Source organism: Mesorhizobium intechi (assembly GCF_002879535.1).
GTDB lineage: Bacteria > Pseudomonadota > Alphaproteobacteria > Rhizobiales > Rhizobiaceae > Mesorhizobium > Mesorhizobium intechi.
The window spans coordinates 1-17281 of record NZ_PNOT02000372.1 but is presented as its reverse complement, the minus strand read 5'-3'; the positions used below and the strand labels follow the sequence as shown (position 1 = coordinate 17281).

At 63.6% G+C, this 17281-nt stretch carries 17 protein-coding genes; 5 read left to right on the top strand and 12 right to left on the bottom strand.

Annotated elements, in window-relative coordinates; genetic code table 11:
- Positions 1-185: 185 nt before the first annotated feature.
- From guaA to C1D09_RS31560, 5 genes are all read right to left on the bottom strand, one after another.
- Positions 186-1748, bottom strand: coding sequence for a glutamine-hydrolyzing GMP synthase (gene guaA / locus C1D09_RS31580; protein WP_143977860.1), 1563 nt, complete (start codon positions 1746-1748; stop codon positions 186-188).
- Between the two features lie 55 nt (positions 1749-1803).
- Positions 1804-2469, bottom strand: a complete 666-nt coding sequence (locus C1D09_RS31575; RefSeq protein WP_143977859.1) for a 5'-methylthioadenosine/S-adenosylhomocysteine nucleosidase — start codon at positions 2467-2469, stop codon at positions 1804-1806.
- Positions 2469-2927 (bottom strand): PaaI family thioesterase, encoded by a 459-nt coding sequence (locus C1D09_RS31570; protein WP_013893903.1) that lies wholly within the window; start codon positions 2925-2927, stop codon positions 2469-2471. Before C1D09_RS31570 ends, C1D09_RS31575 begins: the two co-directional genes overlap by 1 nt.
- 97 nt (positions 2928-3024) lie before the next feature.
- Positions 3025-3477, bottom strand: a complete 453-nt coding sequence (locus tag C1D09_RS31565; protein WP_143977858.1) for a TspO/MBR family protein — start codon at positions 3475-3477, stop codon at positions 3025-3027.
- Positions 3478-3553: 76 nt separating this feature from the next.
- Positions 3554-4843 carry an RsmB/NOP family class I SAM-dependent RNA methyltransferase gene (locus tag C1D09_RS31560; RefSeq protein WP_143977857.1) on the bottom strand — a complete coding sequence of 430 codons (1290 nt, stop codon included), beginning with the start codon at positions 4841-4843 and terminating at the stop codon, positions 3554-3556.
- A 308-nt stretch (positions 4844-5151) separates the two neighbouring features.
- Here C1D09_RS31560 and C1D09_RS31555 point away from each other — a divergent pair, with 308 nt between their 5' ends.
- Positions 5152-5829 (top strand): MIP family channel protein, encoded by a 678-nt coding sequence (locus C1D09_RS31555; protein ID WP_010914441.1) that lies wholly within the window; start codon positions 5152-5154, stop codon positions 5827-5829.
- Positions 5830-5895: 66 nt separating this feature from the next.
- Here C1D09_RS31555 and katG read toward each other — a convergent pair whose 3' ends face one another.
- Positions 5896-8094 carry a catalase/peroxidase HPI gene (katG, locus tag C1D09_RS31550; protein WP_143977856.1) on the bottom strand — a complete coding sequence of 733 codons (2199 nt, stop codon included), beginning with the start codon at positions 8092-8094 and terminating at the stop codon, positions 5896-5898.
- A gap of 149 nt (positions 8095-8243) precedes the next feature.
- On the opposite strand from katG, the gene C1D09_RS31545 reads away from it, so the two are divergent.
- Positions 8244-9152: a hydrogen peroxide-inducible genes activator gene (locus C1D09_RS31545; protein ID WP_143977855.1), complete on the top strand. Its 909-nt coding sequence runs from the start codon at positions 8244-8246 to the stop codon at positions 9150-9152.
- 18 nt (positions 9153-9170) lie between these two features.
- Here C1D09_RS31545 and C1D09_RS31540 read toward each other — a convergent pair whose 3' ends face one another.
- Genes C1D09_RS31540 through C1D09_RS31525 form a run of 4 tightly spaced genes read right to left on the bottom strand, consistent with a single transcriptional unit; the run spans position 9171 to position 12874 of the window.
- On the bottom strand, positions 9171-9977 hold the full coding sequence (locus tag C1D09_RS31540) for an amino acid ABC transporter ATP-binding protein (protein ID WP_143977854.1): 807 nt from the start codon (positions 9975-9977) through the stop codon (positions 9171-9173).
- Positions 9974-10915, bottom strand: coding sequence for an amino acid ABC transporter permease (locus C1D09_RS31535; protein WP_143977853.1), 942 nt, complete (start codon positions 10913-10915; stop codon positions 9974-9976). Before C1D09_RS31535 ends, C1D09_RS31540 begins: the two co-directional genes overlap by 4 nt.
- Before the next feature lie 57 nt (positions 10916-10972).
- Positions 10973-11830 (bottom strand): ABC transporter substrate-binding protein, encoded by an 858-nt coding sequence (locus C1D09_RS31530; protein ID WP_143977852.1) that lies wholly within the window; start codon positions 11828-11830, stop codon positions 10973-10975.
- Positions 11831-11860: 30 nt separating this feature from the next.
- Positions 11861-12874: an isopenicillin N synthase family dioxygenase gene (locus C1D09_RS31525; RefSeq protein WP_143977851.1), complete on the bottom strand. Its 1014-nt coding sequence runs from the start codon at positions 12872-12874 to the stop codon at positions 11861-11863.
- A 103-nt stretch (positions 12875-12977) separates the two neighbouring features.
- Between C1D09_RS31525 and C1D09_RS31520 the strand changes: the two genes are divergently transcribed.
- Both C1D09_RS31520 and C1D09_RS31515 read left to right on the top strand, forming a co-directional pair.
- The gene (locus C1D09_RS31520) at positions 12978-13922 is read left to right on the top strand and encodes a nucleoside hydrolase (RefSeq protein WP_143977850.1); all 945 of its coding nucleotides are present in this window, start codon (positions 12978-12980) and stop codon (positions 13920-13922) included.
- A 103-nt stretch (positions 13923-14025) separates the two neighbouring features.
- Positions 14026-14700, top strand: coding sequence for a TetR/AcrR family transcriptional regulator (locus C1D09_RS31515; RefSeq protein WP_143977849.1), 675 nt, complete (start codon positions 14026-14028; stop codon positions 14698-14700).
- Positions 14701-14752: 52 nt separating this feature from the next.
- Here the strand turns inward: C1D09_RS31515 and C1D09_RS31510 are convergent, their stop codons facing one another.
- Entirely contained in the window at positions 14753-15277 is a 525-nt protein-coding gene (locus C1D09_RS31510; RefSeq protein ID WP_143977848.1) for a hypothetical protein, read from the bottom strand.
- 11 nt (positions 15278-15288) lie between these two features.
- Positions 15289-16119 carry a class I SAM-dependent methyltransferase gene (locus C1D09_RS31505; RefSeq protein ID WP_143977847.1) on the bottom strand — a complete coding sequence of 277 codons (831 nt, stop codon included), beginning with the start codon at positions 16117-16119 and terminating at the stop codon, positions 15289-15291.
- 77 nt (positions 16120-16196) lie between these two features.
- Between C1D09_RS31505 and C1D09_RS31500 the strand changes: the two genes are divergently transcribed.
- Positions 16197-17105 carry a LysR family transcriptional regulator gene (locus tag C1D09_RS31500; protein WP_143977846.1) on the top strand — a complete coding sequence of 303 codons (909 nt, stop codon included), beginning with the start codon at positions 16197-16199 and terminating at the stop codon, positions 17103-17105.
- Positions 17106-17281: the final 176 nt, after the last annotated feature.

The following is a 17281-nucleotide window of genomic DNA, read 5'->3' as shown; positions in this document are numbered from 1 at the left end:
GATTGGCCGTGACGGTACTTTGAAAAATTCGCTTGGGCAATATGCCGGAGGCCCGTCATTCGGGCCGTCAGAGCCAAACTCTGCGTGCCGATAGTCACCGAATGACTTGGAGAGAATTTATTTTTATTTTCAATGCCTTGTGTCGTAGTCTGACGTATTTTCGGCGGCGTTTGTGTAGGCCTGAATCATTCCCACTCAATCGTACCAGGCGGCTTCGACGTCACGTCGTAGACAACGCGGTTGATGCCGCGGACCTCGTTGATGATGCGCGTGGCGGCGGCGCCCAGGAAGGCCATGTCGTAGTGGTAGAAATCCGCCGTCATACCGTCCACCGAGGTGACAGCGCGCAGCGCGCAGACGAACTCGTAGGTGCGGCCGTCGCCCATCACACCGACGGTTTGCACCGGCAAGAGCACGGCGAAGGCCTGCCAGATGGCGTCGTAGAGCCCAGCCTTGCGGATCTCGTCGAGATAGATGGCGTCGGCCTCGCGCAGGATTTCCAGTTTCTCGCGGGTGATGCCGCCCGGGCAGCGGATGGCAAGGCCGGGACCGGGGAAGGGGTGGCGTCCAATGAAGGTTTCGGGCAGGCCGAGCTCCTTGCCCAGCGCCCTCACCTCGTCCTTGAACAGTTCGCGCAGCGGCTCGACCAGTTGCATGTTCATGCGCTCGGGCAGGCCGCCGACATTGTGGTGCGACTTGATGGTGACCGACGGGCCGCCGGTGAAGGAGACGCTCTCGATGACGTCGGGATAGAGTGTGCCCTGTGCCAGGAAGTCGGCGCCGCCGAGCTTCTTGGCCTCTTCCTCGAACACCTCGATGAACAGCCGGCCGATGGTCTTGCGCTTCTTCTCCGGGTCAACCTCGCCTTCCAGCGCCGAGATGAATTTTTCCGAGGCATCGACCAGGATCAGCGGCAGATTGTAATGCTGGCGGAACATCGCCACCACGCCGGCCGCCTCATCCTTGCGCATCAGGCCATGGTCGACGAGGATGCAAGTGAGCTGGTCTCCGACCGCCTCGTGGATCAGCAGCGCCGCGACGGAGGAATCCACACCGCCCGACAGCGCACAGATGACCTTGCCCTTGCCGACCTGCTTGCGGATCGCCTCGACCGCGTGTTCGCGGTAGGCGCGCATCGTCCAATCGCCCTCGATGCCGGCGATGTTGTGGACGAAGTTCCTGAGCAGCCTGGCGCCATCGGGCGTGTGCACCACCTCGGGGTGGAACATGATGCCGTACATCTTGCGCTCGACATTGCCGAAAATGGCGAAAGGCGAGCTTTCCGACTTGCCCAAAACCTGAAAACCCGGCGGCAAGGCGATGACGCGGTCGCCATGGCTCATCCACACCTGGTGGCGCTGCCCGGTCGCCCACAGCCCCTCGAACAGCGGGCTGTCCTTCTCGATCTCGACGAAAGCGCGTCCGAACTCGCGATGGTTGGAGCTTTCGGCGACACCGCCCATCTGCACGCACATGGCCATCTGGCCGTAGCAGATGCCAAGCACCGGCACCCCGGCATCGAAGACGATCTGCGGCGCGCGCGGGCTGCCGATATCCGATGTCGAAGCCGGGCCGCCCGACAGGATGACGGCTTTGGGATTGATGCGCTTGAACGCGGCTTCGGCCGATTGGAACGGCACGATCTCGGAAAAAACGCCGGCCTCACGGATGCGGCGGGCGATGAGCTGCGTAAACTGGCTGCCGAAATCGACAATCAGGACGGTGTCGGGATGATTGGCTGTTTTCATGGCGAGCGTTTAGAGAAAGAAATGAGTCGACGCAATGGGTTGCGTAGCCTGACTTTCAGACGGGTCTGGCCTGGTCGTTGGATGGAGCGGTCCGCAGCAGACCCGAGCCGATCGCCTGTTCGAGCCGCATCACGGCGGCGGCCAGCTTTTCGTCGATGACATGCAGATATTCGGTCCAGTCGCCGACGTGCCTGAGATCGGCCGCCCCGTCGGAGATGCCGCGCAGGCCGATCAGGGGTAGATCGAAGAGCTGGCAGGCGCGCAGGCAGGCGAAGGTCTCCATGTCGACCATTTCGGCCGCGATTGCATCATACGCAGCGCCGGTGATGATGGCGCCGCCGGTCGACAGGGTGGCTTGCTTGATTTCAGGAATACGAAACGCCAGCGGCACGGTGACCGGCAGGTCAAGGAACGGCGTTGCGCCTTTCTCGAAACCCAAGGGCGAGGCGTCGATATCGCGATAGCTGACGGAGACCGCCTGATAGACTTCCGTCTGTTCCAGCGTCCGGCTGCCGGCCGAGCCGAGCGAGACGACAAGGTCCGGCAACGCCTTCTGCGACTTCAGCCAGGACAGTTCCGCGCCCAGCCGGACGGCGGCCTCGACCGGGCCGACGCCCGTCATCAGCGGCGTGAACAGTTTTTGCAGATGCGGGCCATATTCGGGCAGCGCCGCCATGACGAAGAGGACGTCCTTGCCGCCAATTCTCGTAACGTTGGCCATCAGCCTGCAATCCCGTCGCGACCCACCACCGTCATCATCGTGCCGGTCATGGTGGCGATCAGCTTGGCCTCGCCATCGACGGCGAAGGCGTAGGCCTGGCCGTCGGCGACGATGATGGTGCGGCCGGGCTTGGTTACCGAGCCGCGGAACAGGAAACGTTCGCCCCTGCCCGGGGCCAGAAGGTTGACCTTGAATTCGATGGTCAGCACGCCGGAATTCTCAGGCATCAGGGAAAAGGCCGCGTAGCCGCAGGCCGAGTCCAGCGCCGTCGAGATGACGCCGGCGTGCAGGAAGCCGTGCTGCTGGGTGAGCGCCGCCGAATAAGGCATCTCGATCTCGATAATGCCGGGCGTCACCAGTGTCAGCTCGGCGCCGATCGTCGCCATTGCTTGCTGGCGGGCGAAGGACGCCCTGACGCGATCCTCATAGTCGGGAGCCGGTACGATCTTTGCTGCCATCGCAATTGCCTTCAGTTTTGCCGGGAAAGCTTATCGCAGAGGCATGCGCGCCAGGCAAATGCTTTTGCTGCACTGCAGCAAAACGAACTCGGAGCGCCTAGTTCAACCACAGAAGCGAGGCGTTGAGCAGAGTGGCGAACGCCACCCAAGCCGCGTAGGGCACGAATAGCCACCCGGACAGCCTGTCGCGGTTCCAGGCGCTGACGATGAACATCAAGCTGCTGGCAAGGAGAAAGCCGATGACAAGCAAGGCCAATCCTATCATCTTGGCGCCGAAGAAGGTTGGTGACCACAGGAAATTCAGGATGAGCTGGACGCCCCAGATCTTCATGGCCGCTCCGGTCGGATCACGCAGCCACGTCCGCCAGCCAGCCACCGCGATCAAGACGTAAAGCAGCGACCAGACAGGGCCGAAAATCCAGTTGGGTGGATTGAAGGACGGCTTGACCAACGATGCATACCAGGCACCCGGAAGCGTTGCGTAACCGATCAGCAGGCCACCGCCCAGCACCAGGACCAAGAACGGCAGAAGCGACAGATATCTTTGCAAGAATTCTACCCCGCAATGACGGCACGATACCGCGCATCTGCAACTGGAGCGCCGCAGCCCCCTGTCAACGGCAGCGTCAATTCGCCCTTCGCATGGCGCAGAAGTAAAATCCGTCAGTGCCGCTCAATGCTGGCGACAGGGAAATATCCCCGCCAGCGCCAATCCGCGCGGCGGCCTCGTGGCCGGGAAAACGGCTTTCCCAGAGCGCGCGGTGATCGACCGGAACAAAATCTTTGTTTCGCTTGCGAAATGCCGCGATCTGCTCGCCATTCTCCTGGGAGAATACCGAACAGGTGATGTAGACCAGCAGGCCGCCGGGTTTGACATAGGCATGTGCCGCATCGAGGATCGCCGACTGCTCGCCCTTGCGGGCATCGAGCTGTCTTTGCGTCAGCCGCCATTTGGCATCGGGACGCCGCCGCCATGTGCCGCTGCCGGTGCAGGGCGCGTCGACCAGCACGATGTCCATGTGATTGGAGAGCGGAGCGAGTTCGGCGGGTTTGGTGACGACCTGCACGTTGCGGTTCTCCGAGCGGCGGATGCGATCGAAGATTGGCGCAAGGCGTGCCTTTTCGGCATCATGGGCAAAGATCTGGCCTGTATTGCCCATCGCGGCCGACAGCGCCAATGTCTTGCCGCCGGCGCCGGCACAGAAGTCGAGCACCTGCATGCCGGCCTCGGCGCCGGCAAGTGTCGCCGCTATTTGCGAGCCCTCGTCCTGGACCTCGAACCAGCCTTTCTGGAAGGCGGGCTCGACCTGCACGTTCGGATGCCTGCCGTCGCCGTCGATGGGCGGAATGCGGATGCCGAGCGGCGCGATCCGCGTGGGCCGCGCTCCCGTATTGGCCAGTTCCCTGAGCACCCTGGCGCGATCGGCCTGCAGCGTGTTTACCCGTATGTCGAGCGGCGGGCGGGTCGCCAGCGCCGCGCCCTCCCCGACCCATGCCTCGCCAAAAGCCCGTTCGAAAAGCGGTTCACACCAATCTGGTATGTCGGCACGCACCGCGGGCGGCGCGTCGGCAAGCCGGTGACCGGCGATCGTCTGCAGCTCGGCGGCGCTGAGCAGCGGCGGCGCGAACTTGTCACCGTCGAGCGCGTCGTTGAGCGACAGCGCCGTCTGGCCCCATTCGAGCAGCAACGCGCCGAAGCCGACGGCGCGGGGCGTGTCTTCGCCGAGCAGCCATCCGGCGGAACGTTTGTGGCGCAGCGCGTCGTAGACGATGTTGCCGATCGCCGCGCGATCACCGCCACCGGCGAAGCGGTGTGACAGGCCCCAATCCTTCAGCGCATCGGCCACCGGCCGGTGACGCCGGCCAATGTCCTCCAGCACTTCGATGGCCGCAGCCAGCCGTCCGCCCAGTCGCATTGATCATTCCATCAAATCGAACACGTGATTTATCGCCTGCTCTTAGAGCCTTTCGCGTTCGGATTGAACCCCGCTCCGCCACGCGACGAAGGGGCCACCTGAAATCCGCCCGATCGATAGTTATCGCGGGCCGGCAACAACAGATCGATCAATAGATGCAAGGTCTCTAATGTTCGCAACTGGCGACTGCAAGCACGACCTGCGGCGCAACCGCTCTGCTTTCCAAGTTTTTCCGTTGGGAATACTCTTCACACCATGATTCGCGGCGCGGAAAACACGAACCGGCGGATCGCTACGAGGAGAGGGCAATGAAAACTTATCTGGCGGAAGTTCTAGGCACATTTCTGTTGGTGTTCATCGGCACGGCGTCGGTGGTGACGGGCGGCTTCGGCGGCGCGCTGCCGCTCGGTCAGGAAGGCATCGGTCTGGCATTCGGCATCGGCCTCATCGCCGCGGCCTATGCGATCGGCCCGATTTCGGGTGCACATCTCAATCCGGCGGTGACGCTCGGCGTCTTCCTCGCCGGCCGGCTGCCGGCCAAGGACGTCATTCCCTACTGGATCGCGCAGATCATCGGCGCCATCCTGGCTTCGCTGGCACTGTGGATCATCGTCTCGGGCCAGGCCGGCGGCCACACAGGCGGCTTCGGCGCCAATGGCTGGGACGAGACGAAATGGGGCATGAGTTCGGCGTTCCTGTGGGAGTTGATCGGCACCTTCACCTTCGTCACGGTGATCCTCGGCGTGACCGCTGAAAAGCACTCGACGGCGTTTGCTGGTCTGGTGATCGGCCTGACGCTGGCGGGCATTCACTTCGCCATGATCCCCGTCACCGGCACCTCGGTCAATCCGGCCCGCTCCATCGGCCCGGCGCTGTTCACCGGCGGTGCAGCGCTCAGCCAACTCTGGCTGTTCATCGTCGCGCCGCTGATCGGCGGCGCCATCGCCGGTGTCGTCGCCAAGGCACGCATCTTCGAGAAGGATTGATCCCGAAAGCCTGAATGCAAAAGGCGCGGGCCACGGCCCGCGCCTTTTTATTGAGCTTTGTCTGGATCAGCCGGCGATGTCGAAGCGGTCGGCGTTTATCACCTTGGTCCAGGCGACGACGAAGTCCTTCGCGAACTTCGCCTTGGCGTCCGCCGTCGCATAGACTTCGGCGAGCGCGCGCAGTTGCGAGTGCGAGCCGAAGATCAGGTCGGCACGGGTGCCGGTCCACTTGACTTCACCGGTCTTGCGGTCGCGGCCTTCGAACACGTCCTTGGCGTCCGATGTCGCCTTCCACTCCGTGCCCATGTCGAGCAGGTTGACGAAGAAGTCGTTGCTCAGCGTTTCCGGCTGTTTGGTGAACACGCCGTGCTTCGACTGCCCGGCATTGGCGCCGAGAACACGCAGGCCGCCGACGAGGACCGTCATTTCCGGCGCGGTCAGCGTCAGCAGCTGCGCCCGGTCGACCAGCGCTTCCTCGACGGTCAGCCGCTGCTTGCCGCTGACATAGTTGCGGAAGCCGTCGACAGTCGGCTCCAGCGGGGCGAAGGAGTGGATGTCGGTCTGCTCCTGCGAGGCGTCCATGCGGCCGGGCCAGAAGGGAACGTCGACGCTGTGGCCGGCGGCCTTCGCGGCCTTCTCGATTGCCGCGTTGCCGCCGAGAACGATCAAGTCGGCAAGCGAGACTTTCTTGCTGCCGGTCTGTGCGGCGTTGAAGTCCTTGGCGATCGTCTCGAGCTTGTCGAGCACCTTGGCGAGTTCGACTGGCTGGTTGACGGCCCAGTCCTTCTGCGGGCTGAGGCGGATGCGCGCGCCATTGGCGCCGCCGCGCTTGTCGGAACCACGGAAGGTCGAGGCCGACGCCCACGCCGTCGAGACCAGCTGCGACACCGACAGGCCCGAAGCCAGGATCTTGGCCTTGAGCGCTTCGGCGTCCTGCTCGTCGATCAGCACATGATCGACCGCCGGGATGATGTCCTGCCAGGGCAGTTCTTCCTGCGGCACCAACGGGCCGAGATAACGGGCGACCGGGCCCATGTCGCGGTGGGTGAGCTTGTACCAGGCGCGGGCGAAGGCGTCGGCGAACTGATCCGGGTTCTCGTGGAAGCGCTTCGAGATCGTTGCGTAGGAGGGATCGAAACGCAGCGCGAGGTCGGTGGTCAGCATGGAGGGTGCGTGGCGCTTGGCCGAATTGTGTGCGTCCGGCACCGTGCCGGCGCCGGCACCGCCTTTCGGCGTCCACTGCTGCGCGCCCGCCGGGCTTTTGGTCAGCTCCCAGTCGAAGCCGAACAGATTGTCGAAGAAGTTGTTGCTCCATTTGGTCGGCGTCGTCGTCCAGATGACTTCCAGACCACTGCCGATGGCGTCGCCGCCCTTGCCGGTGCCGAATTTGCTCGCCCAACCAAGGCCCTGCTGCTCGATATCAGCACCTTCCGGCTCGACACCCACCAGGCTCGCATCGCCCGCACCATGGGTCTTGCCGAACGTATGGCCACCGGCGATGAGGGCCACGGTTTCCTCGTCGTTCATCGCCATGCGCGCAAAGGTGTCCCTGATGTCGCGCGCCGCGGCCAGCGGATCCGGATTGCCGTTCGGCCCTTCCGGGTTGACGTAGATCAGGCCCATCTGCACGGCGCCGAGCGGGTTCTGCAGGTCACGGTCGCCGCTGTAGCGTTCATCGGCCAGCCATTTGCCTTCCGGGCCCCAATAGACGTCCTGCTCGGGCTCCCAGACGTCGGCGCGGCCACCGGCGAAACCGAATGTCTTGAAGCCCATCGATTCCAGCGCGACGTTGCCGGTGAGGATCAGCAGATCGGCCCAGGAGATCTTGCGGCCATATTTCTGCTTGATCGGCCACAAGAGCCGGCGGGCCTTGTCGAGGTTGACGTTGTCGGGCCAGCTGTTGAGCGGCGCGAAACGCTGCTGCCCGGCCCCGGCGCCGCCACGGCCGTCGGCGATGCGGTAGGTGCCGGCACTGTGCCACGCCATTCGGATGAACAGCGGCCCATAGTGGCCGAAATCGGCCGGCCACCACTCCTGCGAATCCATCATCAGTGCATGCAGATCCTTGATGACGGCGTCGAGGTCGAGGCTTTTGAATTCCTCGGCATAGTCGAACGCCTCACCCATCGGGTCGGACAGGGATGACTGCTGGTGCAGGATCTGAACGTTCAGCTGGTTCGGCCACCAGTCATGGTTGGTCCTGCCAACGGCTCCGTGCGCGACCGGGCATTTGCCCGCGCTTTTGTCATCGGTGTTCGCGTCCATCTTCAGTCTCCGATTTTTGCCGAATTTTGATCTTTGCCAGGATTTTGGGAACGGCTCGTCGGCCGCACGATCTTGGAATGATTCCAGACTAGGCCGCATTGGCGATAAAAACAAATTGCCTTTCCTGTTCATTTCGATAGGAATTTCTTATGATCGGATTGACAGTTCGCCAGATGCATTATTTCGACGCGCTGGCGCAGACGCTGCATTTCGGACGCGCGGCAAAACTGGCCGGTGTCAGTCAACCGGCGCTGTCCTCGCAGATCGCGGAGATGGAACAGAGGCTGAACTGCCGGCTGTTCGAACGCGGCGGCAAGTCGGTGCGCATGACCGACGACGCGATCGCGCTTTTGCCGCGCATCGAACGCATCCTGGCCGACATACGCGACGTCGAAACGACGGCAAGGCGCGGCCGCACGGCCATGGAGGGACGCTTCCGCCTGGGCATCATCCCGACCGTTGCGCCCTATCTCCTGCCGCGCGCTTTGGCCGAACTGAAACAGCATTTTCCGGCCCTGCTGCTCGAGCTGCGCGAGGCGGTCACCGCCACGCTGGTCAATGACATCGCGTCGCGCAAGCTCGACGCCTTCATCGCGGCGCTTCCACTCGATCATCCGGGCCTGATCACCGAGGCGCTATTTTCGGACCGGTTCTTCCTTGCCGTCCCGGCGGGCGACCCGGCCTTCGCCTCGCCGCCGGTTCCACCCGAAAGCCCGGCGCTGGAAAGGCTGATGCTGCTGGAAGAGGGCCATTGCCTGCGCGAACAGGCGCTGGCGGTCTGCGGCAATGTGCGGCCGGTGGCGATGGCCAGCTACGGCGCCACCAGCCTGACCACGCTGTTGCAGATGGTGGCGCACGGGCTCGGCGTCACGCTGATCCCCGAAATGGCGACCGGCCCAGCCGGCACCATCCCCGACCTCAAGATCGTGCCGTTCCAGGAACCGATGCCGCAGCGCGTGATCTGTCTCGCCTGGCGGCGAAACAATGCAAGGCATGGCGAATGCGTCGAGCTCGCCAAGATCATCCGCGGCCTCGGCACGGCGGTGTTGGCCGCATGAGAAATGATTAACCGGACTTCAGAGAACGCGGGACAGAAACTCGCGGGTCCGCGGCGATTTCGGGTTGGCGATCATCTCGCGCGGCGCGCCGCGTTCGACGATCACACCGCCATCCATGAAGACGAGCTGATCGCCGATCTCGCGGGCAAAGCCGATCTCGTGAGTGACGACGACCATCGTCATGCCGCTCTCGGCCAGATCGCGCATCACCTGCAGCACCTCGCCGACCAATTCCGGGTCGAGCGCCGATGTCGGCTCGTCGAACAGCAGCACCTTCGGCTTCATCGCCATGGCGCGCGCGATCGCCACGCGCTGCTGCTGGCCGCCGGACAGTTCGCGCGGATAGCGGTCGACCTTGTCGGCAAGGCCGACGCGCCTTAGCAGGATTTCCGCCTCGGCCTTGGCCTGGTCGACCGGGATGCGCCGTACCTGCGTCGGCGCCTCGATCAGGTTCTCCATCACCGTCATGTGCGAGAACAGATTGAACGACTGGAACAGCATGCCGATCTCGGCCCGGCGCCGGCAAAGCAGATCGTCCTTGACCTCGTAGAGCCGGTCGCCCTGGAGGTCGTAGCCGACGAACTGGCTGTCCACCAACAGGATGCCGCCGCTGAGTTTTTCCAGATGGTTGATGCAGCGCAGGAACGTGCTCTTGCCGGATCCCGACGGGCCGATGATGCAGGCCACCGAGCCCTCGGGCACGTCGAAGTTGACACCCTTGAGAACCTCGAGCGAGCCATAGGTTTTGCGCACGCCGCGCGCGAACACCATGGAATCGGCCGGCACGCCGAAGCGAGCGCGATTATCGGACCTCACATCGCTCATCGGGCAGCGCCGCGCAGGCTGATCACGTTGCGCAAGGCGCGCTTCGTCAGAGGTTCACGGCGCGTGTCGCTGCGGCCAAAATGGCGCTCCAGGAAATGCTGTCCAACCGACAGGATGCTGACCACGGCGAGGTACCAGAAGGCGACCACGATCAAGAGCGGGATGGTCTCGAAGGTGCGGGCATAGATGCTTTGCGCGGTGTAGAACAGGTCATCGACCGCAATGAAGGTCACCAGCGACGTCATCTTCAGGAGGTTGATCGCCTCGTTGCCGGTCGGCGGCAGCACGAAGCGCATGGCTTGCGGCAGGGTGATGCGCTTCAGGATCATGCGGTAGGGCATGCCGAGCGCGCTCGCCGCTTCCGCCTGGCCAGACGGCACCGATTTGATGCCGGCGCGGATGATCTCGGCCATATAGCCGGCCTCGCACAGCGAAAGGGCGACGACCGCGGAAAAGAACGGGGTCATGAAATCGTTGGTGCGCACCGAAAACAGCGTGCCCAGGAAAGGTAGAGTAAGCGAGATTTCGCGCACCAGCAGCGACAGGTTGAACCAGAAGATCAGCTGGATCAGCGCCGGGACCCCCCGGAAGAACCAGACATAGACGCCCGCGAAGGCGCGCAGCACCGGACTTGGCGACACCCGCATGATGGCGATGACGGTGCCGACCACGATAGCCAGCGCCATGATGATGACGGTGAGCACCAGAGTGTTGCCAAGGCCGCGCATGATCGAGGGATGGAACAGGTAGCCGGCGGCCGTGCCCCAGGCGAAGGCTGGGTTGCTGGCGAAAGCGCGGATGATCAGGAAGGCCAGCAGCAAGGCGAACGCCGTGCCGATCCAGATGCCATAGCGGCGCTGCGGCACGACGGTCAGTCGTGACACGGCGGCGGCAATGCCGGGCTCGACGCCGATATCGGTCGGGTGGGCCACGCCCATCAATGGTCTCCTGGTTGCTGGCCGGCGCCTGACCCAGGATCAGGCGCCGGGTAATTCCTATTCGGCGCGAAGCGCGTCCATGGTGCCGACGAAATAGGGTTCCTTGATCGCGTAAGCGCCCATGCCGTATCTGTCGAGGATAGCCTTGTAGGTGCCGTTCTTGAACAGTTCGGCGAGCGCGCCCACCATCATGTCGGCGGTCTCCTTGTCGTCCTTGGCGATCGCCATGCCGAGCGGCGCGACGTCGTAAAGCGTCGGCAGCACCACCAGCTGGCCCTTGCTCGTCACCTCGAAATAGCTCGAAGCGGTCGCATCGTCCATGCGGGCGTCGACACGATCCGACAGCACGGCCTGGACGATATCGGTCGAGGAGTTGAAGACCGACTTCTCGATGGCGGCCTGGCCCTTGTCGGTACACTCCTCGCTCAGCTTGTCGACAAGGAAGTCCGAGGCGCTGCCGGCCGACACCCCGATGCGCTTGCCGCAGAGCGGCGTGTCGCCGCTGAAGCTCGCCTTCTTGTCGGGCGATGTCGACACCGCGAGCCCGGCCTTGAGGAACATGACGAAATCGACCTGCTTCAGCCGCTCGGGCGTCGCCGAGAACGTCTCCCAGGCGATCTTGAAGCGGCCGGCCGCAAGGCCTGGGATCATCGAGGGAAAGGGCGTGCGCTGTACATCGAGCTTGGCGTCGACGAGCTTGGCCACAGCGCCGGCGAGCTCGATGATGATGCCGGTCTGCTTGCCATCGGCATCGAGATATTCGAACGGCGCATAGTCCAGCGTGTTGGCGACGGCGAGCGTTCCGCTCTGCTTGACGTCGGTGGATTTCGCAACCTCGGCGGCTTGGGAAGCCGCGCCCCAGGCCATGGTGGATATCGCCAGCGCAAGGCCGGCCATTCGCAGATATGCATTCATTGCTGTTCCCCTTTCTTTTGCTTGTTTGACCTATGCGCCGGCGGCTTCCGCCGCCTTCTTCTTGCGATAGTGGTAGTTCTTGTCGATGCGCTCCATCAGATAGTCGCCGTAGAGCACCGGCTCGTATTTCGGCTGCTTACCGGCCGGCACGCAGACCGACAGCGCCTCGATCGTCTCGTCCATTGACGGATCGAAGAAGAAGGGCTGCGAATAGCGCTCGCGCCCCGACCGATTGATGACCCGGTGCGGCGTCGAGACGAACTGGTCGTTCGACCAGCGCGCCAGTATGTCGCCGACATTCATCACGAAGGAATCGGGGACGGGCGGCGCCGGGACCCAGTCGCCGGCCTTGTTCTTGACCTCGAGGCCGCCGACATTGTCCTGCGCTAGCAAGGTGATGAAGCCGTAGTCGGTGTGCGGCGCCGAGCCGAACAGGCCTTCTTCCTGGGGCTGGGTCGGATAGTGCAGCAGCCGCAGGAAGGTCGTCGGCTGCTCGAAATAGCGGTCGAGGCTGTCGGAGGGCAGTCCGAGCGAGAGCGCGATGGCGCGAACCATCTTGCGCGCGAGCGTTCCCATTTCCTCGACATAACGCTCTATCGTCTCCCTGAAACCGGCAAGCGCTGTTTCGTCCGGCCATTGGTTGGGGCCTTGAAGCGGTTTTTCGGCCAAGGCCCTTGGATCGTCGGCGCCGACCTCATGCATGAAGAAGATCGATTCGCTCTGGTTGGGCTTGCTGACGGTTGCCACCGACGAGGTCACGATGGTCGAGCCGGCAAAGGGCAGATAGCCGCGGAAATTCTTGTCGATCTTCAGCTTCGCCTTTTCCTCCTCGGGCAAGGCAAAGAAGCGCTTGCTCGCTTCGCGCACGGCTTCGACATCGGCGCGCGGAATGGGGTGCCCGGTGACATAGAGGAAGCCGATCGTCTCGAGATAGCGACGCAGCGTCGCCGCCGTTGCCCGGATGGCGCCCTCATCGTCGCCATAGAGCGCCGAAACGTCGAGGATCGGAATTTCGGAAAAATCGCCGCGCTCTTGTGCATCCATTTTCGAACACCCTGTCTTGAACATAAGATACAGTACTGTATTTCTACACATCCGAACGGCCTCATCAATAGGCTTTCGATCGCAAAAGGAAGAGCGCTGAAACATGGCACCACGCAAGATCATCATCGACACCGATCCGGGCCAGGACGACGCCTTCGCCATCCTCTTCGCGCTGGGGTCGCCGGCCGAGCTCGACGTGGTCGGCATCACCACGGTCGGCGGCAACGTGCCGCTTGCCCTGACGTCGAAGAACGCGTTGAGGGTGGTGGAACTTGCCGGGCGTCCCGATGTGCCGGTGCATGCCGGATGCCCGGCGCCGATGGTGCGCAAGCTGATCACCGCCGAATATGTCCACGGCGAAACCGGCCTCGACGGCGCCGACCTTCCCGAACCGGTGACGCCGCTGCAAAGCGAACACGCGGTGAATTATCTCGTGCGCACCATCATGGACGCGCCGGAGGGCGAGTTGACCGTCTGCACGCTCGGGCCGATGACCAATCTGGCAATGGCCATGACCATGGAGCCGAGGATCGTGCCGCGGTTGCGCGAAGTCGTGCTGATGGGCGGCGGCTTCTTCCAGGGCGGCAACGCCACGCCGGCCGCGGAATTCAACATCTTCGTCGACCCGCATGCCGCGCACAAAGTGTTCGACAGCGGCGTGCCTGTGACGATGGCCGGCATAGACTGCACCTACACCGCGCTGATGACGCCGGAATGGCTCGACCGACTTCGGGCAACCGGCAGCCGGGCGGCGATCGAGGCCGCCAATCTGGCCGACTTCTACCGCCAGTACGGCACGCACAAGTTCGAAACGCCGGCGCGTCCCATCCATGATGCTTGCGTCACCGGCTATCTGCTGGCGCCACAGATCTATGAGCAGCGCCAGTGCGCGGTGACGGTCGACATCGTCTCGCCGGAGACGATCGGCATGACCGTCGTCGACTGGTGGCATGTGACCGGCCGGCGCAAGAACTGCAATGTCCTGCGACGCATCGATCCGGCGCCGTTCTTCGAGTTGATGCTGGAGCGGATCAGTGCATTGCCCTGAGTTGCGCCTTCCGCGATAGATGGACACTTGATGAGTCGCGAAGCGCATCGAAGCCGACGAACGGTTTGCAGGCGTCGCGCATGGCGATGAAGGTCTTGATCAGATGAAAGCCGAAAGCGCCTCGGCCAGAGGCAAGAGACCGTCCAAAGCCGCCCCGCCCGCGAAGGCGGCGCGGCAGACGCTCAGCCGCGATGCCTGGATCACGGCCGCGCGCAAGGTGCTGGAGAAGCGCGGCATCGGCGAGGTCAAGATCGACCGCCTGGCGCACCAGTTCAAGGTGACGCGTGGCAGTTTCTACTTCCACTTCGCCAGCCTGGCCGATCTTCGCGATGGCCTGTTGCAGGAATGGCGAAACACCAATTGCGCGCCGTTCTGGGCGATGCGCGACATGCACGACATAGACGGCCTGCAATTCTTCACCGACATCGTGCATGTCTGGGTCGATGAGGCACCGTTCAGCCCGCTGCTTGACCTGGCGGTCCGCGACTGGTCGCGAACCTCGAAGAAGCTGGCGCAGGAGGTCAAGGACATGGACGATCTGCGCATCGCGCTGTTGATCCGCTCCTTCCGCGCCATGGGCTATCCCGAGGACGAAAGCCTGGTCCGGGCGCGCATCACCTACTTCCACCAGATCGGCCAGTACGCGCTGTCCTTCAAGGAGGATCCGGCGGTGCGCAGGAGCTACCAGCCGCTGTTCGGAGAGGTCCTGCTCGGACCGCTGGTGCAGGAGCCAGGCTCGGCGCCGCGGCCGTCGGATATCCGGAGCGGACGGCGGTAGATGGCGTGCCAGCGATAGCGGACCGCGGTGCGTTCAACGGACCTTCGCGGATCTAGGAAGCAGCCGCATCACCTGCCATTGCGCGAGTCGCGTTCTGGTCGGGACGCACCAGAAAATAGAACGCGGCGACGTGCGTGATCATCAGCAGCGGCACGTAGATGACCGGGATCGCATAGGTCGCACCCAGCAATCCCGCATGGGCAGGAAGATCGGCCTGGATCGCCTGATAATAATCGACGATGAGGTCGATGGTCCCGACGACATTGAACGCGACAACGAATAGCCAGAAAAGCGGGCGTATCCTCACGGTAAACAGTGCCAACATGGCCAACACCCCGGTAGCGAAGTCGCCATAGGCGGCAAAGGTGGCGAAGCTGGCGGGCAGGTCGGGGCTGACGACGCCCGGAAGGATGAAGACGAGCCCGAAGAAGCGGAAACTGTGCAGGGTGGCAATGGCGCGTTGCGTTGCGGCCCCGTTCATCGAGCTCAGCCTGGGCCAGATGTAGGCGCCGAAACACAGCAGCCATGCGACATAGCCGAGAACGAGCTGGATCTGGAAAAGGATTTCCGTCGACATTGTGGTCTCCGTCAGCTGTTTGGCGCCGCCGCCTCGAACACCGCGGTCAGGATGCCGAGCCGGTCTTCCATGAGATTTCGTCCCAGATTGGCTGCAAGCTCGGCGAAGTCCGGCCCCATCACCACGCCCAGATTTGGCGAAGGCGGCGGACCCGACGCCCGCATCTGCGCGAACCAGGCCTTGGCGGCCTCAGTGTCGTCTTTCCATGCCAGCACACGGAGGCCGGCCGGTTCGATCGCCTCACGCGTCGCGTCGATTGACAGGAGGAAGCTCGTCGCCGGTGTTCGCGCCCAGGGAAGCGGATAGTGCGGCTGACCAGCGCTTAACACCACGTCGAAGGTGGCAAACCTGCCCCCTGATTTCAGCACGCGCCGAATCTCGCGATAGAGTCGCCCCCGGTCGGAGATGTTCATCGCCACATGCTGCAGCAGAACGATGTCGAAGCGTCGGTCATCGAACGGAAGCTCCAGGGCGTTGGCGGTCTGGAACGACGCTTGCCCGCCCTGCCCGGTGCGCTCGGTCAGATAGCGCGCGGCATCCACGAATGGCTCGCTGAGGTCCACGCCGATAACCCGGCAACCATAAGTCGCGGCCAGGAAGCGCGCCGGCCCGCCGACGCCCGAGCCGACATCCAGAACCGACATGCCAGCGGTGATGCCAGCCAATTGAGCAAGCTCGGCGGTGGCCGCAAGCCCACGGGTGTGAAACTGGTCGAGGGTGCCCAGTTGCTGTGGCGTGAGAAGCTGATCCTCCGGGCCGAGGGCAGCCAGTACCGCCTTCAACCGCTCAGTCAGGCCCGTCGCGCGATAGTGGTCGCGCACCCCATCAAGTTCATCAGTCATGGCAAGATGCTCCTGTCTCAAGCTCTTACCTAAACCCCCTTCCATCGTTCGACTATCCGCTGTAATCACAACAACCCATGAAGCAGAGCTACACAATCCGGTACGGGGCACTGGAGGGCGTCGAGGTGTTCCTGGCTGTCGCCAGACACCGCAACTTCCGCCGCGCCGCGGCTGATCTCGGCGTGACGCCGTCGGCCGTGAGCCAGGCGGTGCGCGCGCTGGAAGCCCGCATCGGCGCGGCGCTGTTTGTCCGCACGACACGCAGTGTCGGCCTGACCGAGGCCGGTCAGCGCTTTCTCGACCGTGCCGGCCCTGGCTTCGATGAGATCGTCGCCGCAAGCGAGGCCGCGCGTGACATCGGCCAGCGACCGACCGGCCTGCTGCGCCTGTCGGTGCCGCGCGCCGTCGTGCCGTTGATCCTGGAGCCGGTAATCGCGTCGTTCTGCCAGGCTTATCCCGAAGTCGAACTGGAGATCGCCGCGAGCGACGAAATGGTCGATCTGGCGACAGGCGGGTTCGATGCCGGCATCCGCCTCGGCCAGTTCATTGCCACCGACATGGTGGCGGTGCGGCTGACCCCGTCCTTCCGGTTCGTGGTCGTCGGCAGTCCCGACTATCTCGATCGCCATGGCCGCCCTGAGCGTATCGATGATTTGCGCCACCACGCCTGCCTGCGCCTGCGCCGTTCCAACGGCGCCATGGCGCCGTGGACGTTCGCCGACGGCAACGAAACGATCGAGGCGATGGTCTCAGGTCCGCTGATAGCCCACGACTATCCGACATTGCTCGGGGCAGCGATGCGAGGGATTGGGCTGGCGCAGATTCCACGACCGGTCGCCGAGGGCACGATAGAACAGGGAAAACTCGAACCTGTACTGGACGCCATCGCGGCGACGACGCCGGGCGTCTTCCTCTATCACCCCGGCAAGCGCCAGATCCTGCCGAAGCTGCGCGCCTTCATCGATCACCTCAAATCCGCGATCTGAGGCAATCAAGACTGCCGCCCCCTTGGCGCTCCCTCGGCTACGCCATCTTCTGCGCCCCCAACCCGGCTCTTCCACCATTGCTTGACGCATCAGGAACTTCTGCGGCTTGCCGGCCGCTGTCATCGGCAGATCGTGTCGGAAGCGGATGATTGCTCCCTCGATAACCCGGTCGGCAC